We start from the raw sequence: 17,470 nt of genomic DNA, 5'->3' as shown, positions 1-17,470 counted from the left end.
GGCCGCTACAGGTTCCCCAAGACAGGAGCAGCCGTGAACCTCGAAGCCGGCAGTCCAGGTTTCGCCAGCGTCAGCCAGGCCCCGCCCGTGCACCGGGTGAAGGTGCTGACGGTCAATACCCACAAAGGCTTCACCGCCTTCAACCGGCGCTTCATCCTGCCGGAGCTGCGCGAGGCGGTGCGCAGCACCGAGGCCGATATCGTGTTCCTGCAGGAAGTGCTCGGCAGCCATGACCGGCACGCCACGCGCTACCCCGGCTGGCCGCAGACCTCGCAGTACGAGTTTCTGGCCGACAGCATGTGGAGCGATTTTGCCTACGGGCGTAACGCGGTGTACCCCGACGGCCACCACGGCAATGCGTTGCTGTCCAAATACCCGATCATCGAGCACCGCAACCTCGACGTGTCGATCACTGGCCCCGAGCGGCGCGGGCTGCTGCACTGCGTACTGGACGTACCGGGCGGGCGCCAGGTGCACGCCATCTGCGTGCACCTGTCGTTGCTCGAAAGCCACCGGCAACAGCAGTTGCAGTTGCTGCGCAAACTGCTCGACGCCCTGCCCGCCGATGCGCCAGTGATCATTGCCGGCGACTTCAACGACTGGCAGTTGCGCGGCAACCGTACCCTAAGGCTGGAACAGGGCCTGCACGAGGCCTTCGAGCGCCACCATGGGCTGCTGGCGCGCACCTACCCTGCACGCCTGCCGCTGCTGCGCCTGGACCGCATCTACCTGCGCAATGCCGAAAGCCACAGGCCGCGGATTCTCGGGCACAAGCCGTGGACGCATTTGTCTGACCACCTGCCGCTGGCGGTGGAAGTGCGGTTGTAGGCGCCGGGTCAATCGTCATCGGGCCCGATACACACTGCGGCGCGAACCATCTGGTGGTCGGAGAGCCGCTGGCGAAAAGCCTGCGCGCTCATGCCCGCTACCCAATCGCCCGGCGTCACCACCTTGAAAGCCAGCGCGGGGTCACCGCCCTCCCGGCACGTGGCCTGGGTTTCCGGCTGGTCGCGCATGACGAAGATGCGGTCGAACGGGGCATCCGGGTAGGCAGGGTCGGTACTCAGCCAGGTGGCCTGGTCAAGCTGGTTGCAATCGCGCAGGCCGTTGGCGCCAAGCAGTTTGGCAGCAGGCTCGCCGGCATCGAGCATATTGGCATCACCGAGCAGCACCACATCCTGTTCACCGGTTTGCGCGCGCAGCGCCTCCACCCCCTTGAGGATCAGGTGCACCTCAAGCTCACGTTGCGCCTGGGTGGGTTTGCCGCTGTTGGCCTTCAGGTGCAACGGCACGAACAGAAAATCGCTTCGGCCCTCGCCGGCCGACAGCTTCACCGCATACGGTGTGCGGTTGAGCACCACCTCCCCGGACTTGGCGCCCAACAACTCGATGCGCCGCTGCTCATCCACCCCTGCCACATTCCAGGGGCCACCGGTCAGTTGCACCTTGTGGGTGTTCCAGGCCAATCCCGTCCATTGATCATTGGGCTTTGCGGCCATGGGGTGCTTATCGAACAAACGGTATTGCCAGGCGGCGCCCTGGCTGTCGAGCAACGCCAGAGCCTGCTCCAACTGCAGGTTGATTGCCTTGCCGCTGGCATTGCGGGTGACCGAGATCTCCGTCAACGCCAACACATCGACCTTGGCAGCGCTGATGTAGCCGGCGATGTCCGCAGGCGCCTGATGGCCGATAGCATCTCGCTGTGCAGCGCCTAGCCATTCGATATTCCACGCGCCAATACCCAGCGGTGAATCGCAACGGGCTGCCACTGCAGCAGGCAGCTTGGCCAGAACGCTCATGGCCAGGATCAGCAACAACGCTTTTCTCATGGGACTCTCCACACACAGATCAAAGGGTTACCCCTTGGATGCTGCATGCCCGAAAGCAAGCTGAGCAGAGGGAAAACGAGGCTACTTGCGGCCGACCTCGCCGCGCGATGCAACGATTCGGCATAGCGCCTGCCCGAGAAATAGCGAAGTCGGCTATTGGGCATAAAATTGCTCCAATAATCAGATACTTAGTAAAAAACACAGCCTATGAACGGGCTTTTCACGATTTCTTGACGCAAGCGCCGCAGTCTCCTTAGCTGAACAGAACCACCTGTAGTAAAAATTCGTGCCGGGCCTCTAGCTCGCGCCTTCGTGCGCGTTCGCAAAGGCTGGCGCGCTGGTTTGTGTCGCCCCTGTTTTGCCGTCAGCACGTGACATCACACCAGGTGGTGGGTTGTTCAACTTGCTGCTTACCGATGACAAAACAGGAGATCCGCCATGAAAAGCACTTCGAACACCTCGCGTTTCGACGCCATTTTCTGCGCGGTTTCCACGTCGCTGCTCCTCGCAACCCCTGTGGAAACCTTCGCCTTCGAACCCCAGGAGGGCGAGCCCTTCGCGCGCTTTCTGGAAACACCCGCGGTAGCGCAGCTATCCCTCGACCCGCTGAGCGCCAGCGGCCTGAACCAGGGCATGCTGGCGGCGTTCAGCGAGCACATGGCCGAGCGCCACGGCCAGGCCGCCCCGGACCTGATCGCCAGCCAGTGGGCGCAGTTCTTCCCAGGCGCGCCACGCCCGGGTGGCCGGGAGCCGGCGCAACTGGAGGCGCCCAGCCAGCAGATGATGGTCGGACCGGACCTGTTCGTGCGGGAAACCGCTGGCGGCAACGTGCACCGCGCGGGGATCTTCGTTGGCCACAACAACCTGCAGAGCAGCTTCAACGGCATGCGCCCGCTGCTGGGCGACAAGCAGCGCAACGCAGTGAACCTGAGTGGCGAGAGCCTGGGGGTGTACTGGAGCATGACCCATGAGCAGGGCTGGCATGTGGACGCCGTGGCCATGGGCACGCGCATCGACGTGAACGGCCGCAGCGAGAGCGGCCAGCGGGTGGACGACAGCGGCCACGCCATGACCTTTTCGGTCGAAGGCGGCTTCCCCATCGGCCTGGGCGGCAGCTGGGTGATCGAGCCCCAGGCACAGTTGATCAACCAGCAGTTCTTCCCCGGCAACCAGGCCCAGGAACAGACCCTGCAGGCGTTCGACAGCCAGCCTAGCTGGAGCGGCCGGGTGGGGGCGAAACTGTCCGGGCGCTACGAAGTGCGCGGCATGCCCATCGAACCTTACGTGCGCACCAACGTGTGGTACGACTTCAGCAACTACGACACGGTGAAGCTCGACCAGGTGGACAAGATCTCCAGCTCGCGCAGTTCAGCCACGGTGGAATTGGGCTTGGGGTTGGTGGCGCGGGTTACGCCCAATGTGGCGCTGTTCGTCAGCGCCGATTACAGCAGTGACGTGGATGACAATGACCTGAACGGGTTGATTGGCAGTTTGGGGGTGCGGATGCGCTGGTAGGCAGGCCCGGCCCCATCGCTGCCAGCGATGAGGCCGGCAGCTATGGCATCAGGCCGGCTTCATCACCAACACTCCCAACGGCGGCAGGTTCAGCGCCAGCGACAGCGGCTGGCCGTGGCTGGCGATGGCCTCACTGGCCACAGCGCCGAGGTTGCCGACGTTGGAGCCGGCATACAGCTCGGCGTCGCTGTTGAGCAGCTCCTGCCACTGCTCGCCGAACGGCACGCCGATGCGGTAACCCTCGCGCGGCACCGGGGTGAAGTTGGCCACCACCAGCAGCGGCTCGCCCTGGCTGCTCCAGCGCAACCAGGCGTACACGCTGTTTTGCGCATCATCGCCAATCAGCCACTGGAAGCCCTGGGGCAGGCAGTCCTGCTCGTGCAGCGCCGGCAGCGCGCGGTACAGGCGGTTGAGGTCGCCCACCAGCTTTTGCACGCCCTGGTGCTCGGAGTACTGCAGCAGGTACCAGTCCAGTTGCTGGTCGTGGTTCCACTCGCGCCACTGGCCGAACTCGCAGCCCATGAACAACAGCTTCTTGCCCGGGTGGGTCCACATGAAGGTGAGGTAGGCGCGCAGGTTGGCGAACTTCTGCCAGCGGTCGCCGGGCATCTTGTCGATCAGCGAGTGCTTGCCGTGCACCACCTCGTCGTGGGAGATGGGCAGGATGAAGTGCTCGGAATAGGCGTAGATCAGCCCGAAGCTCATCTCGTTGTGGTGGTAGGTGCGGTGGATCGGGTCGTTCTGGATGTAGTGCAGGGTGTCGTGCATCCAGCCCATGTTCCACTTGTAGGCAAAGCCCAGCCCGCCCTGCTGCACCGGCTGGCTGACCCCGGGCCAGGCGGTGGACTCCTCGGCGATGATCAGTGCGCCGGGCGCTTCATGGGCGGCCACGCTGTTGAGGTGGCGGATGAAGTCGATGGCTTCGAGGTTCTCGCGCCCGCCGTGGCGGTTGGGCACCCATTCGCCGGCCTTGCGCGAGTAGTCGCGGTACAGCATCGAGGCCACCGCATCGACCCGCAGGCCGTCGATGTGGAAATGCTTGAGCCAGTGCAGCGCCGAGGCCAGCATGAAGCCACGCACCTCGTTGCGCCCCAGGTTGTAGATGAGCGTGTTCCAGTCCTGGTGAAAGCCCTCCAGCGGGTTGTCGTATTCGTACAGCGCGGTGCCGTCGAAACGCGCCAGGCCATGCTCGTCGGTGGGGAAATGCGCCGGTACCCAGTCAAGCAACACGCCAATGCCGCCCTGGTGGCAGGCGTCGACGAAGAAGGCGAAGTCCTCGGCGCTGCCGTAGCGTGAGGTGGGGGCGAACAGCGACAGTGGCTGGTAGCCCCAGGAGCCGCCGAACGGGTGCTCCATGATCGGCATCAGCTCGATGTGGGTAAAACCCAGCTCCTGCACGTAGGGCACCAGGCGCTCGGCCAGTTCGCGCCAGTTGTAGTAGCGCGTCACTTCGCCGGCATCGTCCAGCTCGCAGCGCCAGGAGCCGGCGTGCAGTTCGTAGATCGACAGCGGCGCGCTGTAGGCGTGGCGCTGGGCGCGCTGGGCCATCCAGTCGTGGTCCTGCCAGCCGTGGGCCAGCTCGCCGGCCACCTTCGAGGCGGTGCTCGGCGGCAGCTCGGTGGCGCGGGCCAGCGGGTCGGCCTTGAGCGGCAGCACGCCGCCCTGGCCGAGCACTTCGTACTTGTAGGTTTCGCCCACCCCCAGCCTGGGTATGAACAGCTCCCACACCCCGGCGCTGTGGCGCAGGCGCATGGGGTGGCGGCGACCGTCCCAGTTGTTGAAGTCGCCCACCACCGATACCCGCCGGGCGTTGGGCGCCCACACCGAGAAGCACACGCCGTTGACGCCATCGACCTGGGTGGGCTGGGCACCGAAGCGCCCGGACAGGTCGCGGTGGTTGCCCTCGGCGAACAGGTACATGTCCATGTCGCCCAGTTGCGGGCCGAAGCTGTACGGGTCTTCGGTGACCTGCTCGCCGCCGGCCCAGCCGATCTGCAACAGGTACGGGTGGGCCTCAGTCAGGCGCGCGCTGAACAGCCCGGGCAGGCTGGCCTGCTGCATTTCGGCGAGGATGCGCCCATCGTGGCGGGCCAGCACCTTCACGTTGAGGGCGTTGGGCAGGTAGGCGCGTATGGTCTGCCCACCTGCACCATCGGGGTGCGGGCCGAGCACCGCGAACGGGTCGGCGTGCTCGGCGCTGGCCAGGGCATCGAGGTCCCGTTGCCGAAGGCCACCGGTGTCACGCGTGGTTGCATTCATCTTGCTGCCCCTTTCCATGTGTTTTTCACATTCGTTTTTTGGGGCTGCTTTGCAGCCCATCGCGGCACAAGGCCGCTCCCACAGGAGATCGCGTACCCCTGTGGGAGCGGCCTTGTGTCGCGATGGGCCGCATAGCGGCCCCCTGTTCGTTAAGGCTCACCCCTCCCCCCAGGCACTGACCAGCCCGTGCAGACCATGCAAGGGCACGGCCAGCCAGGCCGGGCGGTTTTCCGCTTCGTAGCTGATTTCGTAGGCGGCCTTCTCCAGGCAGAACAGCTCCAGCGCCGCACGCTCGCCCTCGGCCTGCTGCCAGGCATGGGGTATGGCGGCGGTGGCCAGGCCATAGGCTTCGACGAAGGCGTGACGCGACTGATGCAGGTACTGCCGGGCGACCCGTTGGCGGGCCTGACGCGCAGCCTCCGAAAGGTCTACCGCCGAGGCGCTGCGCAGAATCATCGCAGCAGCATAGTCGAAGGAACGCAGTACGCCGCTGACATCCTTGTATGGGCTGTGTTTGGCCCGGCGCTCCTCCAGCGGGCGCGCCGGCTCGCCCTCGAAGTCGATCAGGTAGGCATCGCCCTGCACCACCAGCACCTGGCCCAGGTGCAGGTCGCCGTGCACCCGCATCAACAGGCCACCTTCGGCCTGACGGGCCAGCTGGGCGACATGCTGCTGCAGGCCCTGGCGCTGTTGCTGCAGGTCGTCGACCAGGGCCTGGCTGTCGGGGTCGAGGCTGGCGCGGTGCTGGGCCAGCAGGTCGAGGGCATGGCCCAGCTCGGCGCTGATCTGCCGCGCCCAGTGGTCGCTGTCCTGGCGATTGCTGACCCGCGGCTGGAATGCCGCATCATTGCTTGGCGCAGCCAGCAGCAGGTGCATCTCGCCCAGGCGCTGGCCGAGCAAGGCGGCAAACCCGCTGAGCTCGGCCAGGGCATCGGTGTGCGCTTCCTGCTCGAGGCTGTTGGGCTCCATTTCGTCGCGGATGGCCCGCTCCAGGGTGTTCTGGGTCCAGTCCCAGGCATCGCCCTGGTTGCTCAGGTAACCCTGGGCGATCATCAGCAGGTTGGGCTGCCCGCCTTCGTCGACGCGGCTGGCCCAGGCCAGCAACGGCGAGATATTGGCAAAGCCGGCGGCGGTCAGGTAGGCGCTCATCTCAAGCTCCGGGTGCACCCCGGGGTTGACCCGGCGAATCAGCTTGAGCACCACACTGGCGCCCACCACCACCGAGCTGTTGGACTGTTCGGCGCCGAGGTAGCGCACTTCGCTGTCATCGTTCAGCGCCAGGCTGGCCAGTTGCGGGTTGCTGTGGAACTGCAGCTCGCCCAGGCCATCGCCGCACGGCAGTTGCAGGCCGTCCTGGCAGGCGCGCAATACGGCGCGCACGAACGGCTCGAGCACGAAGGCATCGGTGATCAGCCCGACCTGGCGGCCACGGCGCACCCGCGACAGCGCCAGTTGCTGGGGCAATGCGGCGTTGATCTGCTCTTCGGGCAGCAGGCCGAACGGCAACTGGTAGTGGCTGACCGCACCGTCGCTGTGCACCTCGATTTCGGCCAGCAGCACCGGCAACGCCGAGGTGCCCAGGCGCACGCCGTAGCGCAGGCGAACCTGGTCGATCGGCGCCTCTTTGCCGGCGAACCAGCGCCGCTTGGGCAGGTACTGGGGCAGGATGGTGCCTTGCAGGGTGTCGCTGGACGGCGCTTCGAGCAGCTCTTCGAGGCGCTTGCGCAGCACCAGGGTGGTGAGCTCTGGCAGGCCCTCGGTGGCCTGGATGTGCCAGCTGGGCATGCGGTCGTGGGAGGCCAACAGGAACCAGTAGAAACCGTAGGGCGCCAGGGTGAGCAGGAACGGCAACTGGCCGATGGGCGGGAACGCGCTGCCGCCGAGCATTTCCACCGGCACCCTGTCTGCGTATTGCGAAAGCTCCAGCTCCGCCGCCTGCGCCGCGCGCGAGACGTTGGCCACGCACAGCACGATCTCGGTGTGGCCATCGACGCCTGTGTACTCGCGAAGGTAGGCGAGGATGCGCCGGTTGCTGGGGGTGAGCATTTTCAGGGTGCCGCGGCCGAAGGCCTTTTGCTGCTTGCGCACCGCCAGCAGGCGGCGGTTCCAGTTCAGCAGCGAATGCGGATCGTGGGCCTGGGCTTCGACGTTGATGGTCTGGTAGCCGTACAGCGGGTCCATGATCGGCGGCAGCACCAGGCGCTGCGGGTCGGCCTTGGAAAAACCGCCGTTGCGGTCGGGCGACCACTGCATGGGGGTGCGCACGCCATCGCGGTCACCGAGGTAGATGTTATCGCCCATGCCCAGCTCGTCGCCGTAGTACAGCGTGGGGGTGCCGGGCATCGACAGCAGCAGGCTGGTGAGCAGCTCGATGCGCCGCCGGTCGCGCTGCAGCAAGGGTGCCAGGCGCCGGCGGATGCCTAAGTTGATGCGCGCGCGGCGGTCTTCGGCGTAGTAGTTCCACAGGTAGTCGCGCTCGCGGTCGGTGACCATCTCCAGGGTCAGCTCATCGTGGTTGCGCAAGAAGATCGCCCACTGGCAGTTGGCCGGGATTTCCGGGGTCTGGCGCAGGATGTCGGTGATCGGGAAGCGGTCTTCCATGGCCAGGGCCATGTACATGCGCGGCATCAGCGGGAAGTGGAAGGCCATGTGGCACTCGTCGCCGTCACCCTCGCCGAAGTACGGGCGGGTATCTTCGGGCCACTGGTTGGCTTCGGCCAGCAGCATACGGTCGGGGTAGTTGGCGTCGATCTCGGCGCGGATGGCCTTGAGCACCGCGTGGGTTTCGGGGAGGTTTTCGTTGTTGGTGCCGTCGCGCTCGATCAGGTAGGGGATGGCGTCCAGGCGCAGGCCATCGACACCGATGTCGAGCCAGAAGCGCATCACGTCGATCACCGCCTTCATCACCTGCGGGTTGTCGAAGTTGAGGTCGGGCTGGTGCGAGTAGAAGCGGTGCCAGAAGTACTGGCCGGCCACCGGGTCCCAGGTCCAGTTGGACTTTTCGGTGTCGAGGAAAATGATGCGGGTGCCGTCGTATTTCTGGTCGTCGTCCGACCACACGTAGAAGTCCCGGGCCTTGCTGCCGCGCTTGGCGTGGCGGGCACGCTGGAACCAGGGGTGCTGGTCGGAGGTGTGGTTGATGACCAGCTCGGTGATGACCCGCAGGTTGCGCTTGTGCGCCTCGGCAATGAAGCGCCGGGCGTCAGCCATGCTGCCGTAGTCGGGGTGCACGGCCTTGTACTCGCCGATATCGTAGCCGTCGTCGCGCCGTGGCGAGGGGTAGAACGGCAGCAGCCACAGGGTGTTGACGCCCAGTTCGGCGATGTAGTCGAGCTTGCTGATCAAGCCGGCGAAATCGCCGATGCCGTCGTTGTTCGAATCGAAGAACGACTTGATGTGCAGCTGGTAGATCACCGCGTCCTTGTACCACAGCGGGTCATCGATGAAGGCTGCCGGGCGGGAACGCTTGGCCATGTTCGACTCCTTTCAGTGCAGGTTTGAGCTTGAGGGCCATCGCGGGGCAAGCCCGCTCCCACGCTCGTGGGAGCGGGCTTGCCCCGCGATGGCTTCAGCGCATTTTCTCGATTCGCCAGATCCCGAACGGCTGGTGCCAGGGCTCGATGCGCATCCACTGGACCTTGCCGTGCCAGGTCCAGCGGTGGCCGGTCATCAGGTCCTCGCCCTGGGTGTCGGCGTGGTCGTCCAGCCCCAGCTCCCACAGCGGCAGCTCGAAACTGGCCTCCTGGGCGTTGTACGGGTCCAGGCTGATGGCCACCAGGATGATGTTGTCGCGCTCGGGGGTGCGCTTGGCGAAGTACAGGATCTGCTCGTTCCAGCAGTTCAAAAACAGCACCCCCAGGTGCGTCTGCAAGGCGCGGTTTTCGCGGCGGATGTGGTTGAGCCGGGCGATCTCGGCGACGATGTTGCCGGGGGCGGTGTAGTCGCGCGGGCGGATCTCGTACTTCTCCGAATCGAGGTACTCCTCCTTGCCCGGCAGCGGCGTGCCTTCGCACAGTTCAAAGCCCGAGTACATGCCCCACAGCCCCGAACCCATGGTGGCCAGCGCTGCGCGGATGAGAAACCCCGGGCGCCCGGAGGTCTGCAGGAAATACGGGTTGATGTCGGGGGTGTTGACGAAGAAATTGGGGCGGTAGCACAGGCTCAGCGGCGGGCGGTTGAGCTCCTCGAAGTATTCGCGCAGCTCTTGCTTGCTGTTGCGCCAGGTGAAGTAGGTGTAGCTCTGGGCGTAACCCACCTTGCCCAGGCGCGCCATCATCGCCGGGCGGGTGAAGGCTTCGGCGAGGAACACCACCTCGGGGTGCTGGCTGCGCACATTGGCGATCAGCCATTGCCAGAACGGCAGCGGCTTGGTGTGCGGGTTGTCGACGCGGAAGGTCTTCACGCCCTCCTCCACCCAGCCCACCACCACGTCGCGCAGGGCCAGCCACAGGCCGGGCACGGCGTCGGGGGCGTAGAAGTCGACGTTGACGATGTCCTGGTACTTCTTCGGCGGGTTCTCGGCATAGCGAATGGTGCCGTCGGGGCGCCAGCTGAACCAGCCGGGATGGTCCTTGAGCCAGGGGTGGTCCTGGGAGCACTGGATGGCGAAGTCCAGGGCGATTTCCAGGCCGTGCCCGGCGGCGGCGGCCACCAGCCGGCGGAAGTCCTCGCGGCTGCCCAGTTGCGGGTGAATGGCGTCGTGGCCGCCCTCGGCGCTGCCGATGGCGTAGGGGCTGCCAGGGTCGTCGGGCTGGGCCTTGAGGGCGTTGTTGCGGCCCTTGCGGTGCTGCTGGCCGATTGGGTGGATGGGCGGGAAGTACAGCACGTCAAAGCCCATGTCGCGGATCATCGGCAGGCGCTGGTGCACGTCGTTGAAGGTGCCGTGGCGCTCGGGGCTGTCGGTGCACGAACGCGGGAACAGCTCGTACCAGCTGGCGAACTGCGCCGCCTCGCGGTCCACATCCAGCCCGAATTCGCGGCTGCGGGTGAGGTAGCTGCGGTGTTCGGCCTCGCTCATCAGGCGCTGGGTGTCGGGGTTCAACAGCTGCGCCACCTGGTCGTCCACTGCCAGGCTTGGCAGACGCTGCTGCAATTCGAGCAATTGTTCGCCGAGCAACCCCTCGCTGCGCTCGATGCCCTTGCCGAGCATCAGCCGGCCCTCTTCGAGCTCCAGCTCGACGTTTTGGCCGGCGCCGTACTTTTTCTCGAGGTCGTGGCAGTAGGTGGCGAACGGGTCGACCCAGGCCTCGATGCTGAACAGGTGCAGGCCAAGCTCTGTTGGGGTGAACTCGGCCAGCCACAGGTCGTTGCCCGGCGAGTGCATGGCCACGGTATGCCAGCGCCGGCTGTGGGCCTGGCGCCAGTACAGCATCACCGCCAGGCGGTCGTGGCCGTCGCTGTAGACCTTGGCGCTGGCCTGGACCTGCTGCCCGCGCACTGCCTTGCTGGCAAAGCTGCCGCCGTCCAGCGCGGGGCCCACATCCTCGATCACGATGCGCGGCGCCAGCAGCGCCTGGGAGAGGCTGATGGCCTGGTCCGGGTGGTCGCCGGCCATCGGCACGCTTTCGAAGGGCTCGTTACCTGACATCGCACTCGCTCCATAGAGTTGTGACGGTAAGGGTTCAGAACCGTGATCGGGCGTGGGGGTTCAAAAAAACTGAGCGAATGGCGCGGGGCGTGAGTCCAAGCCTGCAACACCGCTTCATTCACCACGCGAGGTCAGGCCCATGAGCATTCCCATTCCACCGGAAACTCCCGACCCGAACATCGACGACCCGACGCTACCGCCGCCGGTGCCCGAAGAAGAGCCGGACGAGCTGCCGATCAAGCCGAGCGTGCCGCCCACCGTGGGCGACCCGCCGAGCGAGGAGCCGCCGGTGAGAGGTAGAGGATAGACAAGCCTGGGGGCCTGGTTGGGTTCGAGGGCCCTATCGCCGGCAAGCCGGCTCCTACGCTGGGCATGCAATACCTGTAGGAGCCGGCTTGCCGGCGATGTCACCCAACACAGTTTTCTGCCAGGCGCACCTGACATTTCTACCAGTAGCGCCCAATCGGCTGGCCGGGTAAACAACCTGGTCTTCCTCTACCGGCAATACACCCCATGCGCTCCCATCGCTACACCGACGCCTGCCCGCTGTGGATCGTCAGCAGCTTCCTCGAGCAAAGCCCGGCGATGGTCCGTTCGGACCGGTTGATGGACGAGCTGGGTGCCGACAGCTTCGACATGGGCGAGTTGCAGGCGTTGGTGGAGGAAGCCTTCGGCATTCAGGTACCTCGCCAGTTGCCCACCTACATCACCTGCGACGAACTGCTCACGCTGGTGCTCAGGAGCGGTGCAGCGCTGCGCTGCTGATTTGGCCCACTCAGCAACTGACATTTTTACCAGTTTCGCAAAATGCCTGTGAGCGTTACACCACAGAGGTCATAACCCCAATGATCTGGAGACGGTCATGAGCACAGAAGATGATATTGAAACAAGTGTGAAAAAAATCATTTCCGAGAAACTGGACATATCGTTCCCCGACATCACAAACGCGGCTTCTTTCACCGACGATCTGGGTGCGGACTCGCTCGACACAGTCGAGTTGATCATGGATCTTGAAGACACGTTCGACGTGCAAATAAAGGAAGAAGACGCAGAAAAACTCACCACCGTTCAACAGGTCGTGGACTACATCAAAAAGAACGCAAAAGGCAGCTGATGGCACTCACCCACGCAGGTACTGACCATGGACATGAACAAGCTGGTCATCAGAAGCCTTCAGAACATTCTTTTGAAGAACCACCGGGATAACATCAAAGTGACGGGTGACCTGATCTTGAGGGAAGCGCTCAGCGAGAAAACACTGCGCCGCTACCTGAAGGCCGTAGGCTTCGCCACACAGGTGCACATCGACTTCGCCGAGCCGATGACAGTAGACGAACTTATCGGGATTTTGCGAAAGCCATGAGTTTGAGGAGAAACAGGCCGCCCGCTCTAATGCCTGTCAGTTAGCGTTTCCAATGGGGCTGCTTTGCAGCCCTTCGCGAGCAGCCCGCTCCTACAGGTAAAGCGCCAGCTTGAGGCTTTGCGCGCACCGCGGCCCCAATTTCGTTGACTGACTGGCATTAACGCACGCCCGACCGGTTTGCGCGCAGGCTATTGCCCCGACATCAGCTCCACACTGATCTCGCGCATCCTGAACTTCTGCACCTTGCCCGTCACCGTCATAGGGAACTCATCGACGAAGCGAAAATGCCGTGGCGCCTTGAAGTGCGCCAGCCGCGCCTTGCACCACTGCTGCAGTTCATCCGCCGTGGCGTTGTGCCCCGGGTGCAGGCGGATCCACGCCACCACTTCCTCGCCATACCGGCTGCACGGAATGCCCACCACCTGCGCCTCGGCCACCGCCGGGTGGGTGTGGAGAAACTCCTCCAGCTCGCGCGGGTATATGTTCTCGCCGCCCCTGATGATCATGTCCTTGTTGCGCCCGACGATGCGCACGTAACCGTCGTCATCCATCACCGCCAGGTCGCCGGTGTGCATCCAGCCGGCGGGGTCGATGGCCTCGGCGGAAGCCTCGGGGTTACCCCAGTAACCGAGCATCACGCTGTAGCCGCGGGTGCACAGCTCGCCGATTTCGCCGCGCGTAACGATACCGCCATCGGCGTCCACCAGCTTGGTTTCCAACTGCGGCTGGGTGCGGCCCACCGTGGTTACCCGCAGTTCAAGGCCGTCGTCGGGGCCGGTCTGCAGCGACACCGGGCTGGTTTCGGTCATGCCGTAGGCGATCTGCACCTGGGCCATGTGCAACTGGTCGATGACCTTGCGCATCACCTCGATCGGGCAGGTGGCGCCGGCCATGATGCCGCTGCGCAGGGTGGTGAGGTCCAGTTGCGGGCGCAGCGGGTGGTCGAGCATGGCGATGAACATGGTCGGCACGCCATAAAGAATGCTGGCGCGCTCATCACTCACGGCGCGCAGGGTGAGTTCGGCGTCGAAGGCGTCGTTGGGGTAGACCATGGTGCTGCCATGGGTGATGCAGCCAAGGTTGGCCATGACCATGCCGAAGCAATGGTACAGCGGTACCGGGATCACCATGCGGTCATGCTCGGTCAGGCCCAGGCTTTCGCCGACCATGTAGCCGTTGTTGAGGATGTTGTAGTGGCTCAGGGTGGCGCCCTTGGGCGCGCCGGTGGTGCCGGAGGTGTACTGGATGTTCACCGGCTGGTCGAACTGCAGGCTGTTCTGGCGCTGCTCGAATATGGCGGGGCCGACTGCCTCTGCCCGCCCCGCCAGCGCCACCCAGGGCAAAAAACCTGGCGGCGGTTCGGCGGCCAGGCTGACCACGCCGCGCAGCTCGGGCAGGCGTTCGCTGTGCAACTGGCCAATCGCCTGGCTGGCCAGCTCCGGCACCAGCTCTTGCAGCATGGCGTGGTAGTCGCAGGTTTTGAACGCACCGGCGCACACCAGCCAGCGGCAGCCGGACTGGCGCAGCACGTATTCCAGCTCGCCCGTGCGATACGCCGGGTTGATGTTGACCAGGATCGCGCCGACTTTGGCTGCGGCCAGTTGCAGGATGCACCACTGGGCGCAGTTGGGCGCCCAGATGCCTACGCGCTCGCCCACCACCATGCCCAGCGCCATCAGCGCCCGGGCGTGGGCGTCGACGTGTTCGGCCAGTTGCCGCCAGCTGTAGCGCAAGCCTTGGTGGCGTACCACCAACGCCTCGCGTTCGGGGTGGCGGGCCACGGTGGCATCGAAGGCCTGGCCGATGGTGAGGGTGAGCAGCGGTTTGTCCTGGCGGCCGCGGGTATAGCTGGTTTGAGGCATGGGCATCCCTTCTTGTGATTGTTCTGGGCATGACTGAAGCAGGCGGCGTTAACTGTGGATCATGTTGACGTTTACGTAAAGGTGACTAGACAAGGGACATGTCGAGGTTTACGTTAACGTAAAGGTGATAACGGAAATACGACGTGGGAGCGGGCTTGCCCCGCGATTGCTATGGTGAAGCCACAGCCGCTATCGCGGGGCAAGCCCGCTCCCACGCTTGCCCATGCAAGTACCCCATTTCAAGAACAACAAGGTGCCCCGTCATGCATTACCCGACCCTGAACTTCGCCCTGGGCGAGACCATCGACATGCTGCGTGACCAGGTGCGCACCTTCGTCGCCGCAGAGCTGGCCCCGCGCGCCGCGCAGATCGACCACGACAACCTGTTCCCCGCCGACATGTGGCGCAAGTTCGGCGATATGGGCCTGCTGGGCATCACCGTTGCCGAAGAGTACGGCGGCGCCGGCCTGGGCTACCTGGCCCACGTGGTGAGCATGGAAGAGATCAGCCGCGGCTCGGCCTCGGTGGCCCTTTCGTATGGCGCCCACTCCAACCTGTGCGTCAACCAGATCAACCGCAACGGCAGCCACGAACAGAAACTCAAATACCTGCCCAAGCTGATCAGCGGCGAACACATCGGCGCCCTGGCCATGAGCGAACCCAATGCCGGCTCCGACGTTGTATCGATGAAGCTGCGCGCCGAAAAACGCGGCGACCGCTATGTGCTCAACGGCAGCAAGACCTGGATCACCAACGGCCCCGACGCCAACACCTACGTGATCTACGCCAAGACCGAGCTGGACAAGGGCGCCCACGGCATCACCGCGTTCATCGTCGAGCGCGACTGGAAGGGGTTCTCCCGCAGCAACAAGTTCGACAAGCTCGGCATGCGCGGCTCCAACACCTGCGAGCTGTTCTTCGATGACGTCGAGGTGCCTGAGCAGAACATCCTTGGCCAGCTCAACGGCGGCGTGCGGGTGCTGATGAGCGGCCTGGACTACGAGCGCGTGGTGCTGTCCGGCGGGCCGACCGGCATCATGCAAAGCTGCATGGACCTGGTGGTGCCGTACATCCACGACCGCAAGCAGTTCGGCCAGAGCATCGGCGAGTTCCAGCTGATCCAGGGCAAGATCGCCGACATGTACACCCAGCTCAACGCCAGCCGCGCCTACCTGTATGCCGTGGCCCAGGCCTGCGACCGCGGCGAGACCACCCGCAAGGACGCCGCCGGGGTGATCCTGTACACCGCCGAGCGCGCCACGCAGATGGCCCTGGAAGCGATCCAGATTCTCGGTGGCAACGGCTACATCAACGAATTCCCGGCCGGGCGCCTGCTGCGCGACGCCAAGCTGTACGAGATCGGCGCCGGCACCAGCGAGATCCGCCGGATGCTGATCGGCCGCGAACTGTTCAACGAAACCCGCTGAGCACAAGGAACTGGCGTTCATGGCTACCCTGCACACCCAGCTCAACCCGCGCTCGGCAGAATTTGCCGCCAACAGCGCGGCCATGCGCGAACAGGTCGGCGCCCTGCGCGGCCTGCTCGCCCGCATCGCCCAGGGCGGCGGGCCCAAGGCCCAGCAGCGGCACACCTCGCGCGGCAAGCTGCTGCCGCGCGAACGCATCGACCGCCTGCTGGATGCCGGCTCGGCATTCCTGGAAATCGGCCAACTGGCCGCCCATGAGGTGTACGGCGAAGACGTGCCCGCCGCCGGGGTGATCGCCGGCATTGGCCGGGTCGAAGGCGTCGAATGCATGATCGTGGCCAACGACGCCACGGTCAAAGGCGGCTCATACTACCCGCTGACAGTAAAAAAGCACCTGCGCGCGCAGACCATCGCCCTGCAGAACCGCCTGCCGTGCATCTACCTGGTGGACTCCGGCGGCGCCAACCTGCCGCGCCAGGATGAGGTGTTCCCCGACCGCGAGCACTTCGGGCGGATCTTCTTCAACCAGGCCAACATGAGCGCACTGGGCATCCCGCAAATCGCCGTGGTGATGGGCTCGTGCACCGCCGGTGGCGCCTATGTGCCGGCGATGGCCGACGAGGCGATCATGGTGCGCCAGCAGGCGACCATCTTCCTCGCCGGCCCCCCTTTGGTGAAGGCGGCCACCGGCGAAGTGGTCAGCGCCGAAGACTTAGGCGGCGCCGACGTGCACTGCCGCACCAGCGGCGTGGCCGACCACTATGCCGACAACGACGAACATGCCCTGGCCATCGCCAGGCGCAGCGTGGCCAACCTCAACTGGCACAAGCAGGGCAAGCTGCAGTGCCAGGCACCGATTGCGCCCTTGTACGACGCCGAGGAGCTTTACGGCGTGGTACCGGCCGATGCCAAGCAGCCCTTCGATGTGCGCGAGGTGATCGCGCGGCTGGTGGACGGCTCGCAGTTCGACGAGTTCAAGGCGCTGTTCGGCACCACCCTGGTGTGCGGCTTCGCCCACCTGCACGGCTACCCGGTAGCCATTTTGGCCAACAACGGCATCCTCTTCGCCGAGGCCGCGCAAAAAGGCGCGCACTTCATCGAGCTGGCCTGCCAGCGCGGCATCCCGCTGCTGTTTTTGCAGAACATCACAGGCTTCATGGTCGGCAAAAAGTATGAAGAAGGCGGCATCGCCAAGCACGGCGCCAAGCTGGTGACCGCCGTGGCCTGCGCCCAGGTGCCGAAGTTCACGGTGATCATCGGCGGCAGCTTTGGCGCCGGCAACTACGGCATGTGTGGCCGCGCCTACGACCCGCGCTTTTTGTGGATGTGGCCCAACGCGCGCATCGGCGTGATGGGCGCCGAGCAGGCCGCAGGCGTGCTGGCGCAGGTCAAGCGCGAGCAGAGCGAGCGCAGTGGCGAGGTGTTCAGCGCCGAGGACGAGCATGCCCTCAAGCAGCCGATCCTCGACCAGTACGAGCGCCAGGGCCACCCCTACTACTCAAGCGCCAGGCTGTGGGACGACGGCGTCATCGACCCGGCGCAGACCCGCGATGTACTGGGTCTGGCGTTGTCCGCCGCGCTGAACGCGCCGATCGAACAGAGCCGCTTCGGCATTTTCCGGATGTGAC

13 protein-coding genes are annotated in these 17,470 nt (G+C 65.0%); 8 read left to right on the top strand and 5 right to left on the bottom strand.

The features are described 5' to 3' along the window. The first annotated feature begins 33 nt into the window (after positions 1 to 33). Complete coding sequence (locus KSS94_RS09825; protein ID WP_217842787.1) at positions 34 to 828, top strand: endonuclease/exonuclease/phosphatase family protein; 795 nt, start codon at positions 34 to 36, stop codon at positions 826 to 828. A gap of 8 nt (positions 829 to 836) precedes the next feature. Here the strand turns inward: KSS94_RS09825 and KSS94_RS09820 are convergent, their stop codons facing one another. Beyond that, positions 837 to 1,829 carry an exonuclease/endonuclease/phosphatase family protein gene (locus KSS94_RS09820; RefSeq protein WP_217842786.1) on the bottom strand — a complete coding sequence of 331 codons (993 nt, stop codon included), beginning with the start codon at positions 1,827 to 1,829 and terminating at the stop codon, positions 837 to 839. Positions 1,830 to 2,267: 438 nt separating this feature from the next. Here KSS94_RS09820 and KSS94_RS09815 point away from each other — a divergent pair, with 438 nt between their 5' ends. Then, positions 2,268 to 3,344 carry an autotransporter domain-containing protein gene (locus KSS94_RS09815; protein ID WP_217842785.1) on the top strand — a complete coding sequence of 359 codons (1,077 nt, stop codon included), beginning with the start codon at positions 2,268 to 2,270 and terminating at the stop codon, positions 3,342 to 3,344. Between the two features lie 48 nt (positions 3,345 to 3,392). On the opposite strand, the gene glgB is transcribed toward KSS94_RS09815, so the two are convergent. The 3 genes from glgB to KSS94_RS09800 form a co-directional block, all read right to left on the bottom strand. After that, complete coding sequence (glgB, locus tag KSS94_RS09810; RefSeq protein ID WP_217842784.1) at positions 3,393 to 5,603, bottom strand: 1,4-alpha-glucan branching protein GlgB; 2,211 nt, start codon at positions 5,601 to 5,603, stop codon at positions 3,393 to 3,395. A gap of 156 nt (positions 5,604 to 5,759) precedes the next feature. Continuing rightward, positions 5,760 to 9,077: a maltose alpha-D-glucosyltransferase gene (gene treS, locus KSS94_RS09805; RefSeq protein ID WP_217842783.1), complete on the bottom strand. Its 3,318-nt coding sequence runs from the start codon at positions 9,075 to 9,077 to the stop codon at positions 5,760 to 5,762. Between the two features lie 94 nt (positions 9,078 to 9,171). Continuing rightward, positions 9,172 to 11,190 (bottom strand): alpha-1,4-glucan--maltose-1-phosphate maltosyltransferase, encoded by a 2,019-nt coding sequence (locus KSS94_RS09800; RefSeq protein WP_217842782.1) that lies wholly within the window; start codon positions 11,188 to 11,190, stop codon positions 9,172 to 9,174. A 139-nt stretch (positions 11,191 to 11,329) separates the two neighbouring features. On the opposite strand from KSS94_RS09800, the gene KSS94_RS09795 reads away from it, so the two are divergent. The 4 genes from KSS94_RS09795 (at position 11,330) to KSS94_RS09780 (ending at position 12,553) form a co-directional block, all read left to right on the top strand. Next, the gene (locus KSS94_RS09795) at positions 11,330 to 11,497 is read left to right on the top strand and encodes a hypothetical protein (RefSeq protein WP_217842781.1); all 168 of its coding nucleotides are present in this window, start codon (positions 11,330 to 11,332) and stop codon (positions 11,495 to 11,497) included. Positions 11,498 to 11,703: 206 nt separating this feature from the next. Next, a complete protein-coding gene (locus KSS94_RS09790) occupies positions 11,704 to 11,955 on the top strand; it encodes an acyl carrier protein (RefSeq protein WP_217842780.1) in 252 nt (83 codons plus the stop codon). A 97-nt stretch (positions 11,956 to 12,052) separates the two neighbouring features. Further along, a complete protein-coding gene (gene acpP / locus KSS94_RS09785) occupies positions 12,053 to 12,304 on the top strand; it encodes an acyl carrier protein (RefSeq protein WP_217842779.1) in 252 nt (83 codons plus the stop codon). Positions 12,305 to 12,331: 27 nt separating this feature from the next. After that, a complete protein-coding gene (locus KSS94_RS09780; protein ID WP_217842778.1) occupies positions 12,332 to 12,553 on the top strand; it encodes a hypothetical protein in 222 nt (73 codons plus the stop codon). A gap of 188 nt (positions 12,554 to 12,741) precedes the next feature. Here the strand turns inward: KSS94_RS09780 and KSS94_RS09775 are convergent, their stop codons facing one another. Next, positions 12,742 to 14,415 (bottom strand): AMP-binding protein, encoded by a 1,674-nt coding sequence (locus KSS94_RS09775; protein WP_217842777.1) that lies wholly within the window; start codon positions 14,413 to 14,415, stop codon positions 12,742 to 12,744. A 263-nt stretch (positions 14,416 to 14,678) separates the two neighbouring features. Between KSS94_RS09775 and KSS94_RS09770 the strand changes: the two genes are divergently transcribed. Both KSS94_RS09770 and KSS94_RS09765 read left to right on the top strand, forming a co-directional pair. Further along, positions 14,679 to 15,842, top strand: coding sequence for an isovaleryl-CoA dehydrogenase (locus KSS94_RS09770; RefSeq protein ID WP_217842776.1), 1,164 nt, complete (start codon positions 14,679 to 14,681; stop codon positions 15,840 to 15,842). Between the two features lie 19 nt (positions 15,843 to 15,861). Next, positions 15,862 to 17,469, top strand: a complete 1,608-nt coding sequence (locus KSS94_RS09765; protein WP_217842775.1) for a carboxyl transferase domain-containing protein — start codon at positions 15,862 to 15,864, stop codon at positions 17,467 to 17,469. Position 17,470: the final 1 nt, after the last annotated feature.

Source organism: Pseudomonas fakonensis (assembly GCF_019139895.1).
In the GTDB taxonomy this organism is placed as follows: domain Bacteria; phylum Pseudomonadota; class Gammaproteobacteria; order Pseudomonadales; family Pseudomonadaceae; genus Aquipseudomonas; species Aquipseudomonas fakonensis.
This window is presented reverse-complemented; position numbering and strand designations above follow the sequence as displayed.

What these genes read in the sequence shown, in the direction of transcription:
- KSS94_RS09770 (WP_217842776.1), top strand. Translation starts at nt 14,679, where the DNA reads ATGCATTACCCGACCCTGAACTTCGCCCTGGGCGAGACCATCGACATG.
- KSS94_RS09800 (WP_217842782.1), bottom strand. Translation starts at nt 11,190, where the DNA reads ATGTCAGGTAACGAGCCCTTCGAAAGCGTGCCGATGGCCGGCGACCAC.
- KSS94_RS09780 (WP_217842778.1), top strand. Translation starts at nt 12,332, where the DNA reads ATGGACATGAACAAGCTGGTCATCAGAAGCCTTCAGAACATTCTTTTG.
- KSS94_RS09790 (WP_217842780.1), top strand. Translation starts at nt 11,704, where the DNA reads ATGCGCTCCCATCGCTACACCGACGCCTGCCCGCTGTGGATCGTCAGC.
- glgB (WP_217842784.1), bottom strand. Translation starts at nt 5,603, where the DNA reads ATGAATGCAACCACGCGTGACACCGGTGGCCTTCGGCAACGGGACCTC.
- KSS94_RS09820 (WP_217842786.1), bottom strand. Translation starts at nt 1,829, where the DNA reads ATGAGAAAAGCGTTGTTGCTGATCCTGGCCATGAGCGTTCTGGCCAAG.
- KSS94_RS09765 (WP_217842775.1), top strand. Translation starts at nt 15,862, where the DNA reads ATGGCTACCCTGCACACCCAGCTCAACCCGCGCTCGGCAGAATTTGCC.
- acpP (WP_217842779.1), top strand. Translation starts at nt 12,053, where the DNA reads ATGAGCACAGAAGATGATATTGAAACAAGTGTGAAAAAAATCATTTCC.
- KSS94_RS09775 (WP_217842777.1), bottom strand. Translation starts at nt 14,415, where the DNA reads ATGCCTCAAACCAGCTATACCCGCGGCCGCCAGGACAAACCGCTGCTC.
- KSS94_RS09795 (WP_217842781.1), top strand. Translation starts at nt 11,330, where the DNA reads ATGAGCATTCCCATTCCACCGGAAACTCCCGACCCGAACATCGACGAC.
- treS (WP_217842783.1), bottom strand. Translation starts at nt 9,077, where the DNA reads ATGGCCAAGCGTTCCCGCCCGGCAGCCTTCATCGATGACCCGCTGTGG.
- KSS94_RS09815 (WP_217842785.1), top strand. Translation starts at nt 2,268, where the DNA reads ATGAAAAGCACTTCGAACACCTCGCGTTTCGACGCCATTTTCTGCGCG.